Origin of the sequence: Streptosporangium sp. CA-135522 (assembly GCF_050949235.1) — a bacterium.
GTDB lineage: Bacteria > Actinomycetota > Actinomycetes > Streptosporangiales > Streptosporangiaceae > Streptosporangium.
The window spans coordinates 1,825,123-1,841,468 of sequence record NZ_CP192026.1; the positions used below are offsets into that span (position 1 = coordinate 1,825,123).

Sequence of the window (16,346 nt, forward strand, 5' to 3'; positions counted from 1 at the left end):
GATAGGCATGCTCCTATCCGAACAAACGATCACTAGCACTGCGCTGACCTGCGAAAACGAAACCCACGGGCCAACCACGGGCCCAGAACGCGAACTTCGGGCTGCCTAGCCGTAAACCCCCAGGTCAACCCCCTGTGTACGGGCATCCGAACGTTATCCACAGAATCCAGTTCGGCTCCTTGGCGGATTCCCGGTTCCGTGGATCCTGAGGCCTCGATCGTTCGTCGAGCCCAGGGAGGGCACGCATGATCACGACAGTCCTCGTCGCCACCGCTCTCGCCGCCTCCCTCGCGGGGATCCCACAGGCGTCCACGACCCGCTCCTGCCCACATACCGCCGACGGCTGGAGACGGTCACTGCCCGGAGCCGATCTGCCGGACGGCGTCCGGAGGTGGTTCGAGGCGGAGGTCCGCGCCGTGTCCGCCGCCACCTGCGAGATCGATCGCCGGGTGAGCGCGAAACTCTCGCCTCCGGCCGTCCCGGCGGACGCCGAGGATGATCCCTCCGGCGCGGGCGTCGCCGTCCGGCAGACCGATGTCCCCGGCTCTCCCGAGGCCGCGTCTTCGGACGTCGCCGCTTCTCCCAGAGCCGGAGCCGTCGACCTCTCCGACCTTCCCGGCGCCGCGTCTCCCATGCGGGTTCACCAGCCTGCCGTCGCCCCTTTGACCAAGCCGCGGGCGGCGAGGCGCCCCTCGGCGCCGTCCCGGCGTCAGCTCCGCCCGTCCCCGGGGCAGACCGCGGTGGCCGTGGCGCTCGGCCAGGTCGGCAGGCCGTACGTCTGGGGCGGCGGTTCGAGCGCGGGGCCGACCGGCGGCGGCTTCGACTGCTCCGGTCTCGCCCTGCACGCCTGGTCCAGAGCGGGAGCCACGCTCACCCACTACACCGGCAGCCAGTTCAGGCAGGGTCGCCGCGTGTCCTTCTCCCAGCTCCGCCCCGGAGACCTGGTCTTCTTCGGAGGCGGCACCGGAGACCCCACCCACGTGGGCGTCTACGTCAAGGACGGTGTCATGGTGCACGCCCCCAAGACCGGTGACGTCGTCAAGACGACGAACTTCGCCGCCTCCGCCTACTACCGCTCGCGCTATCGCGGCGCGGTCCGCCCGGCTCCCCGAACGCTCGCCCGATAGGGCCGGCGCCCCTGAGATCACCTACTTCGCGCTGCGAGTGTCGGTTCCCCTCCAGATGCTGGTAATCTAATCACTCGTTGGCCCCCTTAGCTCAGGGGATAGAGCACCGGCCTCCGGAGCCGGGAGCGCAAGTTCGAATCTTGCAGGGGGCACGACACAGGACCAGCTCACACATCGTGTGGGCTGGTCTTCTGCGTTCCCGGCGTGTGCGCGGTTCCGCCGTCTTGCGGTGGCGTTCGACACGTGGTGAAGGGTTCGGGTGATGTGCGCTCGCCGCAGGCGCACCGGCTCGGGCGGGATCGGCGCGGGGCGTACGGGCTTCCTCGACCGGCTCTATCGCCGGAATGCGCCTGGCCCGCACGCCGATGACCGCACACGCTACCGTGGCTCCATCCAGCGGCTGTTACTCTTGATCACGTTCGCCTCTTGCCCTTTGAGAGCTGTCATGAGCCGTAAACGTCAGGAGAGAGCTCCGATTCGCCGGTCGGCGCAGCAGCCGCGGCAAGACGGCTCACCGCCTGATGTCAACGGTCAGGTGAGTGTCGGCGGTCAGAGGAGTAGTGGCGGCATGCGGTCGCCGTATGTCATCCTGGTCGCCGCATTGAGCCTTCTCCTGCTCGTGAATCCAGCTGTTCCGGGTGTCTGGATGAGTCCGAGCCCGCCGTGGTGGCTTGGAGATGTGACGATTCTCGTCGGTCTCCTCTCGGTGTGGTTGTTCGTGCGCGCTCTCCTGGTGTCGCAGCTCCAGGCGATGACCGTTTCCGGGGAGTTCGGGAAAGACCCGATCACAAGAAATCTTCTGGCGGCGGTCCTCGCTCGAACCGGTGTGTGCGCCCTGTGGGCCACGTTGATGGTGTTCCTTCTCATGGGATTCAAGCCGATACCCGCGGGGGCGAAGGTCACGGACCTGGTCGGAACCTACGCGACCGTGGGCGCGATCATAGGGTTGGCCGGTTGCGCGGTGAAAAGCTGCGCCGTTCAGCGTGAATCGTTTCGACGCATGAAGGCTGCGGGGTCCGACGGCATGAGAAACCGGATACGAGCCCATGTCGTCTGCGCGGTATGCGATCTTTTCGTTCTTGGAAGCGTCATCACCGTGGCGGGCCGCCTGGCGAAGGGTTTCGGGTGGATCTCCTAGGGAATCCGGACGACCCCGCGCATTCGGTTCACCCTGGGGAACGCTGTCCGGTCTTCCCGCTGGTTTCTGGTCGTGCTCGCTCTCGCCGGGAATCCTGGCGGGGCTGAGGGTCCCGCAGGCGCTCCGGTTCCCCGTCGACGAGAGGTGATCCCTCTCGCCCGGAGAGCGGCGGCCCGGCGGCCGAGGTGACCGCCGGGCCACGGACCTCGGGGTCTACGACGCCACGTGCCGGCTTAGATACCGGCCGGTGACGGACGCCGGGCTTTCGGCGAGGTCGGCCGGGGAGCCCTCGAAGACGACGCGGCCGCCGTCATGGCCCGCGCCGGGACCGAGATCGATGATCCAGTCCGCCCGGGAGATCACGTCGAGGTTGTGCTCGATCACGATGACGGTGCTGCCGCTGTCGACCAGCCGATCGAGCAGCCCGATGAGGTTGTCGACGTCGTTCATGTGCAGACCGGTCGTGGGTTCGTCCAGCACGTAGATCGATGCCGGGTTTCCCAGCTCGATGGCGAGCTTGAGCCGCTGGCGCTCGCCGCCGGAGAGGGTGCTCAGCGGCTGGCCGAGGGTGATGTAGCCCAGGCCGACGTCGTCCATCGCCTGCAGGGTCGCCCGGATCTTGGGCTCGACGAAGAATTCCAGAGCTTCGGCGGCGGAGAACGCGAGCACCTCGCTGATGTTGCGCTCACGAAGCGTGTAGCCGAGCACCTCGTCGGTGAAGCGCCGGCCCTCGCAGGATTCGCAGACGCTGGCCACGGGGTCCATGTGCGCGAGGTCCATGTAGGTCACTCCCAGGCCCTGGCACTGCGGGCAGGCACCTTTGGAGTTGGCGCTGAACAACGCCGCGTTGACCTTGTTCGCGGAGGCGAAGGCCTTGCGGATCAGGTCGAGCATGCCGGTGTAGGTGGCGGGATTGGAGCGTTTCGACCCGCGGGGCAGGTTCTGGTCGACGAGGACGGCGTCCGGGTAGCGCTCCGGCAGGCATCCGTGGATGAGCGAGCTCTTTCCGGAACCCGCCACGCCGGTGACGACGGTCAGGACGCCTTCGGGAATCGACACGCTCACATCACGCAGGTTGTGCAGCGTGGCGTGCTCGATGGACAGCTGTCCGGTGGGCCGGCGTGAGGCCGTTTTGACGGTCTGGTGGTGGCTCATGTGGTCGCCGGTGAGCGTGTTCGACTTCAGCAGTCCGTCGAAGTCGCCCTCGAAGACGATCTCGCCGCCGTGTCGGCCCGCGTTCGGCCCCATGTCGACGATGTGGTCGGCGATGGCGATGACCGCCGGCTTGTGTTCCACCACCAGGACGGTGTTGCCCTTGTCACGCAGCTGCTGCAGCAACTCGTTGAGCCGGTGCACGTCGTGGGGGTGCAGGCCGACGCTGGGCTCGTCGAAGACATAGGTCATGTCCGTCAGGCTCGACCCGAGATGGCGCACCATCTTGACCCGCTGGGACTCACCGCCGGACAGGGTCGAGCTCTCCCGATCCAGGCTGAGGTAGCCCAGGCCGATGAAGACGAGGCTGTCCAGCCGCGCGGCCAGCGCCGAGACCATCGGGCCGAGGGACGGCTCGTCGATGCCCCGGATGAAGTCGGCGAGGAGATGGACCTCCATAGCGGCGCATTCGGCGATGTTCTTGCCGTTGACCAGGCATCCGAGCGCGGCCTGGTTGAGTCGGCTCCCGCCGCAGATCTCACAGGGAGTGGCGGTGACGATCTTCTCGTACGCGATCTTGAGATGCGACGCCATCTGCTCGGTGTCCTTGGACATGTAGAGGCGTTTGAACTTGGGGACCAGTCCCTCGTACTTGGAGTTCATCACCCCGGCGGGGGTGGTGAACTTGATCTTCGTCTCGGGCAGGTAGAGGAGCTTCTCCCACTCCTCCTCGGTGTAGTCCTCCAGTTTCTTGTCGCCGTCGAAGAATCCGGACTGGACGACGATGTTCCAGAACCAGGAGTCCACCGCGAAGGTCGGAAACCGGATCGCTCCCTCGTTGAGCGACTTTCCGCGGTCCACCAGTGCGTTGACGTCGATGGCGGAGACGCGCCCCAGTCCCTCACAGTCAGGGCACATGCCCTGCGGGTCGTTGAAGGAGAAGGCGCTGGAATGCCCGGCGGAGGGCTGGCCGAGCCGCGAGTAGAGCAGCCGGAGCATGGTGTAGGCGTCCGTCACCGTGCCGACGGTCGAGCGTGAGTTACCGCCCAGGCGTTTCTGGTCCACGATTATCGCCGCGGAGAGGTTCGCCAGGGAGTCGGCGTCGGGCTGGCCGTAGCGGGGCAGAAGGGCCTGGATGAACGCGGTGAAGGTCTCGTTGATCAGACGCTGCGACTCGGCGGCGATCGTGCCGAAGACGAGTGAGGACTTGCCCGACCCGGAGACGCCGGTGAACACGGTGATCTTTCGCTTCGGGATGTCCAGCGAAACGTTCTTCAGGTTGTTTTCGCGAGCGCCTCGGATTTCGATGTTTCCGTAAATGGGAGCTCTCCTCGGTGCTTGAGGTTTCGGGGAAAGGCCCCGAAGGGGACGGCGTGCCGTAGTGGCCGTGGCCGTTTCACCGTGGTCCTCTTCGGGGGTACGGCCATCGGCCGTCAACTGCCGAGCTTGCGGAACCTGTGCACGGAAAAGAGACGGAGAGACGGAGAGATCGGCGCCGAGGGGGCGGCCACGACCGCCATGGGTTTCTCGTTCCGCACTATCCGGAAAGCATGGCCCGAGCGAAGATCCCCGGACAACTTCTGAATTGCTGAGTTAAGAGGGACGGACTCTTCCGGCGACCGCGTCCGCTGGGCCGAGCCATGTCCGCTGAATCGAGCCGCGTCCGCTGGGCCGAGCCATGTCCGCTGAATCGAGCCACGCCCGGCTCAGCGGGCGTGGCGGAAGAACGCGTCGCCGGCCGCGACGACACGTGCGGCGCGGCGACCCGTGAAGTGGAATCCGAGGACTACGCCCCCTGCCAGGCGTGGAAGAGTCCGAGGCTCTCCGGGAGCTGCGAGTGCAGGGGGCGCGGCAGCGCGTCCGGCGCGAACCAGTCCAGTTCATCGAACTTGTGCGGCTCGCCGATGGCGACGTCCGCGGGGTTCACCCTGACCGCGAAGATCACCGCGACCCAGTGGGAGGCCGGCTCCTCCCGCAGGACGTTGCGCACGCCGATCGTCTCGATCTCCAGCGCGTCCGCCGAGTACTCCTCGCGCACCTCGCGGGCGACGGCCGTCTCGAACGACTCGCCGTACTCCAGTGCGCCGGCGCCGCAGTCCCATGTTCCGGGCTCGTCCCGCGCGCCGGCGCCGCGCCGGGCCAACAGCACTCGGCCCCGGCCGTCGTGGCAGATGAACACGCACGAGACCGAGGGCGCCTTACGGGCCTGCCCGGCGGCGGACTCCCGTGCGGAGGCGTGATCGTTCGATGATGGGGCGGTACCCATGTGAGAGGTTCCCTTTGTTCTCAGAAGTGATCCGTCGGCTCAGAAGTGATCCGTCAGCTCGGCGAAGCTCCGCAGCCGCAGCACCCCTGCGTCGTCGGGGTCGAGCTCGGTGTGCTCAAGCACCCAGGTGTTGTCGTTCGGAATGAAGACGGCGTTCATACCCGCCTGACGGGCGGGGAGGATGTCCGACTTCGGGGAGTTGCCGATCATCCAGGTCGTCGACGGCGTCAGCCCGTGCTCCCGCGCGAGCCACCGATAGGTGTCGACGTCCTTCTCCGCCACGATGTGGATGTCGCGGAAGTGGTGGGCCAGGCCCGAGACGTCCAGCTTGCGCTGCTGCTCGTCCGTGTCGCCCTTGGTGAGCAGGAGGAGGTCGTGCCGGCTGCCGAGGTCGGCGAGCGTCTCGGCGACGCCGGGGACCAGCTCCACCCGGCCCTCGACGAGGGCCGCGGCCAGTTCGTCGATGTGGCGGAGCTCCTGCGGGGTCGCCGGTCGCTCGCGCAGCCGCTCCAGGCAGTCGCCGAGACTGCGCAGGAACATCTTGCTGCCGTATCCGTGGACGACCGCGTTCGCCGCTTCGATGTCGTCGAGGATCGCGCGAATCTCGGTCTTGTCGAGCGTCGGATGCTCCAGCCAGTGCAGGAAGTCGTCGATGACGCGCTCGAAGAGGATGTTGTTCTCCCAGAGCGTGTCGTCGGCGTCGAAGACGAGCGCCTGCCCTCTGACCTTCAAACCAGCACCTCCGGAGAACACGCTGTCGACGGCCTGCATGGCGCGTCGTCGTACGGCTTCGCGGGCCGGGCGGCCGAGACGGTCTGCGACTCGGCTCCGGGAAGGGCCGTCAGGCTCATGCCCGTCCCGCCCTCGGTCCGCGGACCGTACCAAGTACTACCATGAGCCCGGAATCCGCCATTCAGCCGAGGTGCACCCGGTGCGGTGATCCGACGCCCGGTGGGAGCGGAGCCCGCCCGGCGATGGCGGGTCCGGCGGTCACGCTCGTGCCCGGCGCGCTCCACGCCGTCCGGGTCAACCGATGAGCGCCGTCCGGATCAGGCCGATCGCGGCGGCAGCCGCGATGAGCCAGGCGGTGTTGAGCCGGGTGCGCCACTGCAACACCAGTGCCAGTACGGCGAGGCAGACGGTGAGCGGGTCCGCGAACGCCTCACCCGCCAAGCGGAGGGTGACCCCGGCCATGAGGGCCAGGGCGGCGACGTTGACCCCGTCCAGGAAGGCCGAGGACCAGGCTCGGTCGCGGATGCGGCCGACCACGCGGCTGAGCAGGCCGACGAGGACGAACGACGGCGCGAAGATCCCGATCGTGGCGAGCACCGCGCCGGGCAGCCCGGCGACCACGTAGCCGACGAAGGTGGCCGTGGTGAACAGCGGCCCGGGGGTGACCTGTCCGATGGAGACCGCTTCGAGCAACTGGGTCCGGGTGATCCAGCCGAGCCGTTCGACGAAGTCGCCCTCCAGGAAGGCGAGCAGCACGTAGCCACTGCCGTAGAGCACCGAGCCGATCTTCAGGAAGGTCAGGAAGAGCTGTGCGAGCTGGCCGCCGGTGGGATCGGTGAAACGCGGCTCGCCCAGGAGCGGCAGCATCAGTGCGGCGGGGGAGCCGCCCGGCAGCCGGTCCTTCCCGATTCGCGCGGCCGTCACGAGCAGGCCGCCGGCCGCCAGAACGACGAGTTCGTTCACCCCGAGCAGGTAGACCGGCAGGGCCACGACGGCGACGGCGGCGGTCAGCCGGTCCTTGATCGCGGTTTTCGACAGCCCGGCCAGGGCCCAGACCACGATCCCCACGACCACGGGCTTGATCCCGTACAGCAGGCCCTCGACCGCGGGGGTCCGGCCGTAGCGGACGTATGCCCAGGCCAGTGCCAACACGATGGTGAACGCGGGAAAGATGAAGCACACCCCGGCGACGATCAGCCCGCGCCGGCCGGCCCGGTCGTGGCCGAGGTGGATGGCCAGCTCGGTGGAGTTGGGGCCGGGAATGAGGTTGACCGCGCCCATCAGATCGACGAAGCGCTCGTCGGACACCCAGCCGCGGCGCCGTACCAGCTCCTCGCGCATCATCGCGATGTGCGCCGCCGGTCCGCCGAACCCGATCACGCCCAGTTTCAGGAAGACCCCGGCGACCTCTCTCAGCGGGTGGACGGGACGGGCGCGGTGATCGTCGCCACGCCGGGCGTCACCGTCCGAGCCGCTCATCCATGACCTCCAACCGGGTACTCACCGATCGCGCATTGTTCACGAGCCGGCTGAACGGCGAGTGGACGGTGGGTGGACGGTCAGCTCTCCCTCGCCTTGGCGTAGTCGGCGGCGGCGCCCGCGAAGTCGTAGACCACGACCGGTTCCTCTCCCACCACCCACGCGTCGTGCCCGGGTGTGGCGACGAAGAGGTCGCCGGGGCCGACCTCGGCCTCCGTGCCGTCGTCCATCCGCAGGCGCATCCTGCCCCTGACGACGTAGCCGTTGTGATGAGCCTCGCACGAATCGGTGCCGGCGATCGGTTTCACCGATTCCGACCAGCGCCACCCGGGTTCGAACGTGGCCACGCCGAAGCTCAGTCCCGGCAGGTTGAACACGTCGATGTGTCCCATCGGGAAGTCGCGGCGCTCATCCGGCTTGCCGGTGCTCTTCACCTCGATCATGTCGATCCCCCTTGCCCCCGTATTCGAGTCTTACACCGCGGTCCGGGCCAATCAAGGTCGGTCAACCCCTGCGACCTGTGAGGACGAATCTTCTTGCGAGGCGGTGGCGGGCGGTGGAGTTTGGGACGGTCACCATGGGTCACGTCAGGAGCTGAGCAGGCCTCATGACTGGCAGAGAAAAGTTTCAAGACTATTTTGGGCAATAGGGGCTATGGTTTAGGCTCCATCGCTTACGTGGGTGGATCATCCGGGTCGGTGTCCCGCCGCCGGGGGTCGCCTTGCGCGAGCTGCTGTCCGCCCATGTCGCAAGCCTTGGGTCCGGGACTAATGGGAGCGACGTTGATGGGGCAGCACGCACCGTACGAAGGTCTGGACGACGGCGGAGGTCTTCCCGGATCCAGGGGAGAGCACGTCCTCCAGCGCCTGTTCGACACCAGGGACCGGGCCGAGCGCTTCTACGAGCGGCAGGTCGTCGACCGCCTGACGCCGCACATGCGGGAGTTCGTCGCCCGGCAGGAAATGGTCTTCGTGGGAACCGCGGACGCCAAGGGCAACTGCGACACGTCCTTCCGGGCGGGCCCGCCCGGCTTCGTCCGGGTGGTGGACGACACGAGGCTGATGTATCCGGAGTTCCGCGGCAACGGCGTGCTCGCCAGCCTCGGGAACATCTTGGAGAACGCCCACCTCAGCCTGCTGTTCGTCGACTTCTTCGAGGATCTGGTGGGGCTGCACGTCAACGGCACGGCGACCATCATGACCGCCTACGACGCGGCCCGCCGCCACGGGCTGGCCGACGAGGACCGCACCGCGCCCGGCCGCCGGGCGGAGCGCTGGGTCATGGTGGAGGTCGAGGAGGCCTACATCCACTGCTCCAAGCACATCCCGCTGCTGGTCAGGCAGGACCGCAGGGAACGCGGACCGGAGGGACGCAGGCCCGCGGGGGAGGACTACTTCGGGGTCGGGCAGGTGAGGGCCGCCGGTCGGGAGCGGGAAGAGGCGGGAAAGTCGGCCGGGTGACGACATGACGATCGACATCGGACTGATACGCCACAGCTGGTCGCTTGTCGAATCGGCGGCCGACAAGGTCGCCATGCACTTCTACGGCAGGCTCTTCGCCAACCACCCGCACATCCGCGAGATGTTCCCGCCCGCGATGGACATCCAGCGTGACCGCCTGCTCCACGCGCTCACCCAGGTGGTACTCAACCTGGAGGACGGCGAGGGACTGGGCGACTACCTCGGCCAGCTCGCCCGGGACCACCGCAAGTACGGTGTCCGGCCCGAGCACTATCCCGCCGTCGGGAGCTGCCTGGTCGCCGCGATGCGCGCCAACGCCGGGGGCGCCTGGCGACCCGCCTACGACGAGGCGTGGACGACCGCCTACAACTACATCGCCGAGGTGATGATCCAGGCGGCCGAGGAGGACGCCGCCCACACGCCCCCGGCCTGGGTCGGCACCGTGGTCGGACACGAGATCCGCACCCCGGAGATCGCCGTCGTCACCGTCCGGCCCGACCAGCCGTATCCGTTCCGGGCCGGTCAGTACGCCACCCTGCAGAGCGCGCACTGGCCTCGCGTGTGGCGTCCCTACTCGATCGCCAACGCGCCACGCCAGGACAACCTGCTCACCTTCCACGTGCGGATGGTGCCCGGCGGATGGGTCAGCACGGCGCTGATGCACCACACCCGCCCTGGCGACAGCGTCCTGCTGGGACCGCCGCGCGGATCACTGGTGCTCGATCGGGCACGCACCTCGCACCTGGTCTTCATCGCGGGCGGCACGGGCCTGGCCCCCCTCAAGGCGCTCATCGAGGAGTCGGTGTGGGTGCCCGACCGCCCCGCCATCGACCTCTTCCACGGCGTCCGGCGCAACGAGGACGCCTACGACCGGGAGGACCTGAACCGGCTGCGAGCCCAGCACAGGCGCCTGCGGATCGTCCACGCGGTCTCCGACGACCCGGACCAGTGGCGCAGGCAGAACGCCGTGGACGCCCTGGAATACCACCGGATCATCCCCGACGGGGACGTCTTCGTGTGCGGGTCGGCCGACATGGTGCGGGTCACGACCGGCCGACTGCTCGGCATGGGCGTGCCCTACGACCGCATCCACACGGAATTCGTCCCGGGGCCCGCGCCCACCTTCGCCGCGCTGTGAGGGTCCGCGCCGTACGGCACGCCCGCCGGGGCTCGCCGTACGGCACGAGCCCGCCGGGACCCGCCGTACGGCACGGGCCCGAAGGCTAGGCGCCCGCCCGCCGGAGGGCGGTTGCGGTGGTCTCCTCCGGGTAGGGCGACAGCCGCAGGGCGTCCTCGACGCTCATCCGGCCCGCGACCACCTCCTCGCACAGCCCGGCCACGGCGGCGATCTCGGCCTGCTGGGCGACGACGAACCCGCGATCCACCGGGTCCCCGTGCCCGGGTATCACGGTGCCGTCACCGGCCAGACCGAGCAGCCCGCCGACGGTCGCCGGCCATTCGAGCGGGTAGGCGTCACCGTAGGCGGGCGGCGCTCCGTTCTCCACCAGGTCGCCGGCGAACACCACCCCGGCGTCCGGCACGTGGACCACGAGATCGTTGCTGGAGTGTCCACGGCCGAAGTAGGTCATCACGACGCCGCGCCCGCCGACGGTCAGCTCCGCTCGGTCGGTCACGAGGCGGTCCGGCAGCACGATCTCCGTCCGGGCGATGTCGTCGGCGATGTCGGGCCGCCCCTCCTTCCGGTACCGGCGCGCCCAGGCGTCCTTCGTCCTGGCGCCGTCGGCGGCCAGATCGGCCCGGCAGCCCTCCTGCGCCCAGACGGGGCACTCCAGGAACGGCCGCGTGCCGAAGCTGTGGTCGAAGTGCGAGTGGGTGATCACCACCGTCCACGGGTCCCGGGTGATCCGCCGCACCTGCGCGGCGAGCTCCGCCCCCTGCCGTTCGTCCCCGCGCGTGTCGACGACCAGGCAGCCGCCGTCACCCAAGACCAGTCCCACCGACAGGTCCAGTTCGGCGTACCGCCGCACCAGCACTCGATCGGCCACTTCCACCCATCGACCTTCCATGCCACCGTATTCTCCACGGAATTCCCCATGGGGGCGCCCACCACGATGCCGTCGCCGGAGTCCAGGAGTTCGCTCGCGTAGGTCTGCTCGACGTACCGGCAGCACGAGGACCGGCGGGCGCGGGTCCGCCGAGCGGCGCTCCACCGGTCGCCGGGACCGGTGGCGATCGCGGTCGTGCTTTTCTTCCTCCAGGTGATTCGGGTGATTCGGGTGATCCGGGCCGGGCTCAGGCGAGGACGCGGCCGACCATCCGGGCGTACATCCGGCCGGGGCTGGGAACCGAGGGCGGGTTGAGGAAGCCGGGCAGCATCGGCAGGTTCACCGCGAAGGGCTGCAGGCGTTCGTAGAGGACGTCGGCGCCGGCGGGCCGTCGGTCGGGGTCCTTCTCCAGGAGGTCGTCGATCAGCCGGTTCAGCTCGGCGGGAACGCCGGGGACGGCGGGTGGGCGCTCCTTCACCTGGCGCTCGAACACGGCGTACTCGGTGGGCCCGGTGAACAGCTGCCGGCCCGTCAGCATCTCGTGGATCACGCAGCCGAGGGCGTAGAGGTCGCTGCGGGGACCGGCCAGACCGCGCTGGATCTGCTCGGGAGCCATGTAGGCCGGGGTGCCGAGAATCTGACCGACCCGCGTGAACCGGGTCGAATCCGCCTCGCGGAGCATCGCGAGACCGAAGTCGAGGACCTTGACGCTGCCGTCGGGACACAGCATCAGGTTGGTCGGTTTGAGGTCACGATGGTAGATGGACAGCGCGTGGGCGGCCGACAGCACGGCGCACGCCTGCGCGGCGATCGCGGCCGCCCAGGGGATCGGGAGCGGGCCGTGCTCGCTGACCAGGTCGGCCACGGTGACGCCCTCGATGAATTGCATGACCTGGAAGAGCCGCTGGTCGAAGGTGCCGAAGTCGTAGAGGACCGGCGCGCCGGGGTGCTCCAGCTTCGCCAGAATACGGGCCTCGCGCAGGAAACGCCGGGTCAGCTCCTCGTCCGGGCCGGTGAGCAGGCGCAGGAACTTGACGGCCACCTTGCGGTCGAGGTGCCTGTCGTGGCCGCCGTAGACGGCGCCCATGCCTCCCTGGGCGAGAGGGAGGTCATCGAGCACGTATCGGTCGCCGATGACCATCCGACCCTCCCATGGACGTGGCGGGAATCACACCCCTTGGTCACACGGCCGAAGGTGGCCGTCGACCAGTCCGTCAAAGCCTAGCCGGATCAGCGTTTCCCCCAGAGCCGTCGTTTCACGCACCCGATCTTCCAACGCGAACAACTCGCGGAAGGCGGTGCCGTATCTTCGCTGGTCGGCGAGGGGCAGCATCGGCACCCGCGCGCGCCGCACGTCGAGGCGGCTGGAGCTGGGATGGATGCGGGCCGCGTCGGCGGAACGGAGGAACCCGGCCAGGAAGTCGGGGTCGAGCCGCTGTGGGTCCACCCGGTAGAGGGTGAGCTGCGGCCCGAGCGCCGCGCCGCTTCGCGTGATCACCCGGACCACGCCCAGGGCCGTGGTCACCACGTCACCGGGCCTGATCATGACCAGCGTGGGATCGAGGGTGGTCCTTCCCGAGGGGGAGGTGCCCATGGCGGTGTCGTCGGCGGTCAGGACCGGCAGTGGACCCTCGTCGGCCGACATCCTGGCCGGTGCCTGCAGGATCGCGATCAGGCCCGCCTTGACCAGCTCGCCGACGGTGGTGGTCGGCAGGTCCTGCCGTTCGGCGAGCAGTTCGAGGGCGGGAGGCGCCTGCGCAAGCGTGGCCGAGGTGTCGCGGAAGCGGTCCAGCGTCCGGCTGAAGTCGCGCAGGAAGTCGGGGCCTCCCTGCTGCGGGCGATGCCGGGCCGGGCTGAGGTCGACCTCGTCGTCGAGCAGGTCGATGATCCGCACGGTACGGCCGTCGCCGGGCAGCTCGGCCTCCGGATCGCGCCGGTAGGCGTGCCAGGCGGGCTCCACGATCGACAGGTCCTCGCTCGCGTCCACCACCAGCAGCCGGGACGGGGGCCGCTCGCCGTCGGGGCGGCGCAGCACCCACAGGTCGGGACCGCCCGGGCCCAGCGTCACCACGGCCCGCAGCGCTCCGCTGCGCAGCAGGTTGCCCCGGATCCGCTTGCCGGGACGGCGGGCGGCCGCCGCGGTCGGCATCAGGATGGCCACCAGGCCGCCCGGTTTGACGTGGGCCAGGCAGTGTTGCACCCAGGCGAGCTCGGACTCCCCGCGTGGCGGCAGGCCGTACTCCCAGCGCGGGTCGCCGGTCAGCTCCTCGTAGCCCCACGTGCGCTCGTTGAACGGCGGGTCGCAGACCACGGCGTCGGCGAGCTCGCCGGTCAGGCCGTCCTCGCGTAGCGAGTCACCGGCCACGATCTGCGCCTTGGCCCCGCGCAGCAGCACTCGGACCGCGGTGAGCAGTGCGTTCGTCTCATTGATCTCCTGACCGAACGAGACGCCGGCCGGTAACAGGAGGGTCCCGACGCCGCAGGCCGGGTCGAGGACGCTACCTCCGTCCTGGTTGGCTATGCGGGACATGAGGGCGGCCACGTCGTCCCGGGTGACAGAGAGCCGGCGGGAGTGGGCCTCGGCATAGCGTTCGCACAGGAGCTCGAAGGTCTCCAGCGGCCCGCGTTCGGCGGCCAGCTCGGCCACCAGCCTCACCAGGGCCAGATCGTCCACCCGCAGGTCGGGAGAACCGGGAAGATCGTTCGTCGCGGCGGCCAGGCCGGTGAGAGACTGTGTGCCGTGTTTGCGCCATGCCTCCGGCCGTCGATGCAGGAACAGCAGGAACGCTCCGACCCTGCCCACCAGGTCGCCCAGACGCAGGTCGTCGACCGAGGTCCGCAGCCGCTGCCAGACCAGGTCGCCGAGAGAAACCTCGAAAGATTTGCCGTTGCGACGCAACCATGCCGCGATTTCGGGCAGGGAGAACAGCGGACTGGAGGTGGTGCCGCCCACCGGCTGGGGAAAGTCGTCGTGGCGGCGGCGCCAGTTGCTCACGGCGGCGCGGCCGACGGAGGCGAGCCGGGCGATGTCGCCCGCGTTCACCGTGATGTCCTGGCTCTCCTCCATACTGGGCCACAGTAGTTCACTGTGCCTTAGCGGTCTACAACATGTTTGCTTGTGAAGTGCTTCAACCAATGCTTTACTGCCTTCATGGCACTGAACGAAGGACTGGCGCTGCGTTATGCGGCCCGCTCCGATGTAGGCGTTCGCCGTGAAGCGAACGAGGACTCGGGTTACGCGAGCGCGCGCCTGCTCGCCATAGCCGACGGCATGGGCGGTCACGCGGGCGGGGAAGTCGCCAGCTCACTCGCCGTCACCGCCATGGCCGCACTGGACGAGAGTCTTCCGGACAGTGGTGTCGACCTGGTTGCCGCTCTGAAGGGCGTGGCGAGGGACGTCAACCACACGCTGCACGACATGAGCGAGCACGATCCCACGTTGCGCGGAATGGGCACCACCCTGACCGCCATGCTGTGGGACGGCGCCGCCTTCGCCCTGGCCCACGTCGGCGACTCCCGCGCCTACCTGCTCCGCGACGGAGCCCTCTACCAGATCACCCACGACCACACCCTGGTCCAGTCGCTGGTCGACGAGGGCCGGATCACCCTGGAACAGGCCGCCGAGCACCCGCGCCGGTCCATGGTGCTGAGGGTCCTGGAGGGCACCGGCGACGGCGAGCTGGACCTCTTCCTGCGCGAGGCGCAGCCGGACGACCGCTACCTCCTGTGCTCCGACGGCCTGACCGGCGTGGTCGGCCCGGAGACGCTGTTCAACACGCTGACGGAGATCGCCGATCCCGACGAGGCGGCCCGGTGGCTCATCGATCTGGCCAACCGGGGTGGCGGCCCCGACAACATCACCTGCATCGTGGCCGACTTCGGCGCCCATCCCGTCTCCGCCGAGCGGTTCGTCGTGGGCGCCGCGGCCGACAGGAAGCTGGCGCGCTGACGCCGCGGGCCCGCCGGCGAAGCGGGGGCGGCTGCCCGCCCCCGCCCGCGTTCACCAGGTCTTGCCGGTGATGCGCTCGTAGGCCTCGATGTAGCGAGCCCGGGTGATCTCCACCACCTCGGCCGGCACCTGCGGCGCGGGCTCCTTCTTGTCCCAGCCGGTGCCGGTCGCCCAGTCGCGGACGTACTGCTTGTCGAAGGAGAACTGGGCGTGTCCGGGCTCCCACCGGTCGGCGGGCCAGAACCGCGAGGAGTCCGAGGTCAGCACCTCGTCGCCGAGCACGAGCGTGCCGTCGGCCGCCCAGCCCAGCTCGATCTTCGTGTCGGCGATGATGACACCTCGCGCCGCGGCCAGCTCCGCGCCGCGCGTGTAGACGTCCAGGGTGATCTGCCGGAGCCGGTCGGCGACGTCGGCGCCCTCCTGGGCGATCACGTCGTCGAAGGCGATGGGCTCGTCGTGCTGCCCGAGCGGCGCCTTGGTGCTCGGGGTGAAGATCGGCTCGGGGAGCCTGGAGCCGTCCACCAGGCCGGGCGGCAGCGGCACGCCCGAGACCGACCCGTGCGCCCGGTAGTCCTTCAGCCCGCTCCCGGTCAGGTAACCGCGCGCGACGCACTCGACCTGCACCATCTTCAGCTTCCGGCACCGTACGGCGCGGCCCTCGAACTCGGCGGGCACGTCGGTGGCGGAGATGACATGGTTGGGAACGATGTCGGCGAGCTGCTCGAACCACCACAGGGAGAGCCGGGTGAGGATCTTCCCCTTGTCGGGGATGGGCGTGGGCAGGATCACGTCGTAGACCGACACGCGGTCGGAGGCCACGAGGATGATGTCCCCCCGGTCCTCATATACGTCACGGACCTTCCCGGAGTGGAGAAGCTTCACTGTTTTCCTGCTCTCGCGCGATCGCGTACGGGTACGCCGGGCGGCAACAGAGTAGTCGGCGACCTCGCACTTCTCGAAACAAGGGTCTGATCGGCGGCGGTTCACGGCTCGGGGGACCGGCGGTCGGCGGCGGTTCACGATTCGGGAGGACCGGC

General features: G+C 69.0%; 14 protein-coding genes and 1 tRNA gene. 6 read left to right on the top strand and 9 right to left on the bottom strand.

Annotation, left to right across the window (positions count from 1 at the left end):
• Window positions 1–245: 245 nt before the first annotated feature.
• From ACQPYK_RS08875 to ACQPYK_RS08885, 3 genes are all read left to right on the top strand, one after another.
• Entirely contained in the window at window positions 246–1,127 is an 882-nt protein-coding gene (locus ACQPYK_RS08875; protein ID WP_433253031.1) for a C40 family peptidase, read from the top strand.
• Window positions 1,128–1,207: 80 nt separating this feature from the next.
• Window positions 1,208–1,279 (top strand) — tRNA-Arg (locus ACQPYK_RS08880).
• A gap of 416 nt (window positions 1,280–1,695) precedes the next feature.
• The gene (locus ACQPYK_RS08885) at window positions 1,696–2,265 is read left to right on the top strand and encodes a hypothetical protein (protein ID WP_433253033.1); all 570 of its coding nucleotides are present in this window, start codon (window positions 1,696–1,698) and stop codon (window positions 2,263–2,265) included.
• A 213-nt stretch (window positions 2,266–2,478) separates the two neighbouring features.
• Here the strand turns inward: ACQPYK_RS08885 and ACQPYK_RS08890 are convergent, their stop codons facing one another.
• From ACQPYK_RS08890 to ACQPYK_RS08910, 5 genes are all read right to left on the bottom strand, one after another.
• Window positions 2,479–4,737, bottom strand: coding sequence for an ATP-binding cassette domain-containing protein (locus ACQPYK_RS08890; RefSeq protein ID WP_433258736.1), 2,259 nt, complete (start codon window positions 4,735–4,737; stop codon window positions 2,479–2,481).
• Window positions 4,738–5,203: 466 nt separating this feature from the next.
• Window positions 5,204–5,683, bottom strand: coding sequence for an NUDIX domain-containing protein (locus ACQPYK_RS08895; RefSeq protein WP_433253036.1), 480 nt, complete (start codon window positions 5,681–5,683; stop codon window positions 5,204–5,206).
• 39 nt (window positions 5,684–5,722) lie between these two features.
• A complete protein-coding gene (locus ACQPYK_RS08900; protein ID WP_433253039.1) occupies window positions 5,723–6,454 on the bottom strand; it encodes an HAD family hydrolase in 732 nt (243 codons plus the stop codon).
• Between the two features lie 255 nt (window positions 6,455–6,709).
• The gene (gene chrA, locus ACQPYK_RS08905) at window positions 6,710–7,894 is read right to left on the bottom strand and encodes a chromate efflux transporter (RefSeq protein WP_433253042.1); all 1,185 of its coding nucleotides are present in this window, start codon (window positions 7,892–7,894) and stop codon (window positions 6,710–6,712) included.
• An 80-nt stretch (window positions 7,895–7,974) separates the two neighbouring features.
• Window positions 7,975–8,337, bottom strand: coding sequence for a cupin domain-containing protein (locus ACQPYK_RS08910; protein WP_433253044.1), 363 nt, complete (start codon window positions 8,335–8,337; stop codon window positions 7,975–7,977).
• A gap of 342 nt (window positions 8,338–8,679) precedes the next feature.
• On the opposite strand from ACQPYK_RS08910, the gene ACQPYK_RS08915 reads away from it, so the two are divergent.
• Together ACQPYK_RS08915 and ACQPYK_RS08920 are read left to right on the top strand one after the other, a co-directional pair.
• Window positions 8,680–9,354 carry a pyridoxamine 5'-phosphate oxidase family protein gene (locus tag ACQPYK_RS08915; protein WP_433253046.1) on the top strand — a complete coding sequence of 225 codons (675 nt, stop codon included), beginning with the start codon at window positions 8,680–8,682 and terminating at the stop codon, window positions 9,352–9,354.
• A gap of 4 nt (window positions 9,355–9,358) precedes the next feature.
• Window positions 9,359–10,492 (top strand): globin domain-containing protein, encoded by a 1,134-nt coding sequence (locus tag ACQPYK_RS08920; protein ID WP_433253048.1) that lies wholly within the window; start codon window positions 9,359–9,361, stop codon window positions 10,490–10,492.
• Between the two features lie 85 nt (window positions 10,493–10,577).
• Here the strand turns inward: ACQPYK_RS08920 and ACQPYK_RS08925 are convergent, their stop codons facing one another.
• From ACQPYK_RS08925 to ACQPYK_RS08935, 3 genes are all read right to left on the bottom strand, one after another.
• Window positions 10,578–11,381, bottom strand: a complete 804-nt coding sequence (locus ACQPYK_RS08925; RefSeq protein ID WP_433253050.1) for an MBL fold metallo-hydrolase — start codon at window positions 11,379–11,381, stop codon at window positions 10,578–10,580.
• Window positions 11,382–11,607: 226 nt separating this feature from the next.
• Window positions 11,608–12,501, bottom strand: a complete 894-nt coding sequence (locus tag ACQPYK_RS08930) for a serine/threonine-protein kinase (RefSeq protein WP_433253052.1) — start codon at window positions 12,499–12,501, stop codon at window positions 11,608–11,610.
• 27 nt (window positions 12,502–12,528) lie between these two features.
• Window positions 12,529–14,427, bottom strand: coding sequence for an N-6 DNA methylase (locus tag ACQPYK_RS08935; protein ID WP_433253054.1), 1,899 nt, complete (start codon window positions 14,425–14,427; stop codon window positions 12,529–12,531).
• 84 nt (window positions 14,428–14,511) lie between these two features.
• On the opposite strand from ACQPYK_RS08935, the gene ACQPYK_RS08940 reads away from it, so the two are divergent.
• The gene (locus ACQPYK_RS08940) at window positions 14,512–15,309 is read left to right on the top strand and encodes a PP2C family protein-serine/threonine phosphatase (protein ID WP_433253056.1); all 798 of its coding nucleotides are present in this window, start codon (window positions 14,512–14,514) and stop codon (window positions 15,307–15,309) included.
• Between the two features lie 51 nt (window positions 15,310–15,360).
• Here ACQPYK_RS08940 and ACQPYK_RS08945 read toward each other — a convergent pair whose 3' ends face one another.
• Complete coding sequence (locus ACQPYK_RS08945) at window positions 15,361–16,329, bottom strand: phosphoribosylaminoimidazolesuccinocarboxamide synthase (RefSeq protein ID WP_433253058.1); 969 nt, start codon at window positions 16,327–16,329, stop codon at window positions 15,361–15,363.
• Window positions 16,330–16,346 lie beyond the last annotated feature (17 nt).

Bases quoted from the DNA above. Each gene is read 5' to 3' on its own strand.
- chrA (WP_433253042.1), bottom strand. From the start codon at position 7,894: ATGAGCGGCTCGGACGGTGACGCCCGGCGTGGCGACGATCACCGCGCC.
- ACQPYK_RS08930 (WP_433253052.1), bottom strand. From the start codon at position 12,501: ATGGTCATCGGCGACCGATACGTGCTCGATGACCTCCCTCTCGCCCAG.
- ACQPYK_RS08915 (WP_433253046.1), top strand. From the start codon at position 8,680: ATGGGGCAGCACGCACCGTACGAAGGTCTGGACGACGGCGGAGGTCTT.
- ACQPYK_RS08920 (WP_433253048.1), top strand. From the start codon at position 9,359: ATGACGATCGACATCGGACTGATACGCCACAGCTGGTCGCTTGTCGAA.
- ACQPYK_RS08910 (WP_433253044.1), bottom strand. From the start codon at position 8,337: ATGATCGAGGTGAAGAGCACCGGCAAGCCGGATGAGCGCCGCGACTTC.
- ACQPYK_RS08895 (WP_433253036.1), bottom strand. From the start codon at position 5,683: ATGGGTACCGCCCCATCATCGAACGATCACGCCTCCGCACGGGAGTCC.
- ACQPYK_RS08875 (WP_433253031.1), top strand. From the start codon at position 246: ATGATCACGACAGTCCTCGTCGCCACCGCTCTCGCCGCCTCCCTCGCG.
- ACQPYK_RS08935 (WP_433253054.1), bottom strand. From the start codon at position 14,427: ATGGAGGAGAGCCAGGACATCACGGTGAACGCGGGCGACATCGCCCGG.
- ACQPYK_RS08940 (WP_433253056.1), top strand. From the start codon at position 14,512: ATGGCACTGAACGAAGGACTGGCGCTGCGTTATGCGGCCCGCTCCGAT.
- ACQPYK_RS08900 (WP_433253039.1), bottom strand. From the start codon at position 6,454: ATGCAGGCCGTCGACAGCGTGTTCTCCGGAGGTGCTGGTTTGAAGGTC.
- ACQPYK_RS08885 (WP_433253033.1), top strand. From the start codon at position 1,696: ATGCGGTCGCCGTATGTCATCCTGGTCGCCGCATTGAGCCTTCTCCTG.
- ACQPYK_RS08925 (WP_433253050.1), bottom strand. From the start codon at position 11,381: ATGGAAGGTCGATGGGTGGAAGTGGCCGATCGAGTGCTGGTGCGGCGG.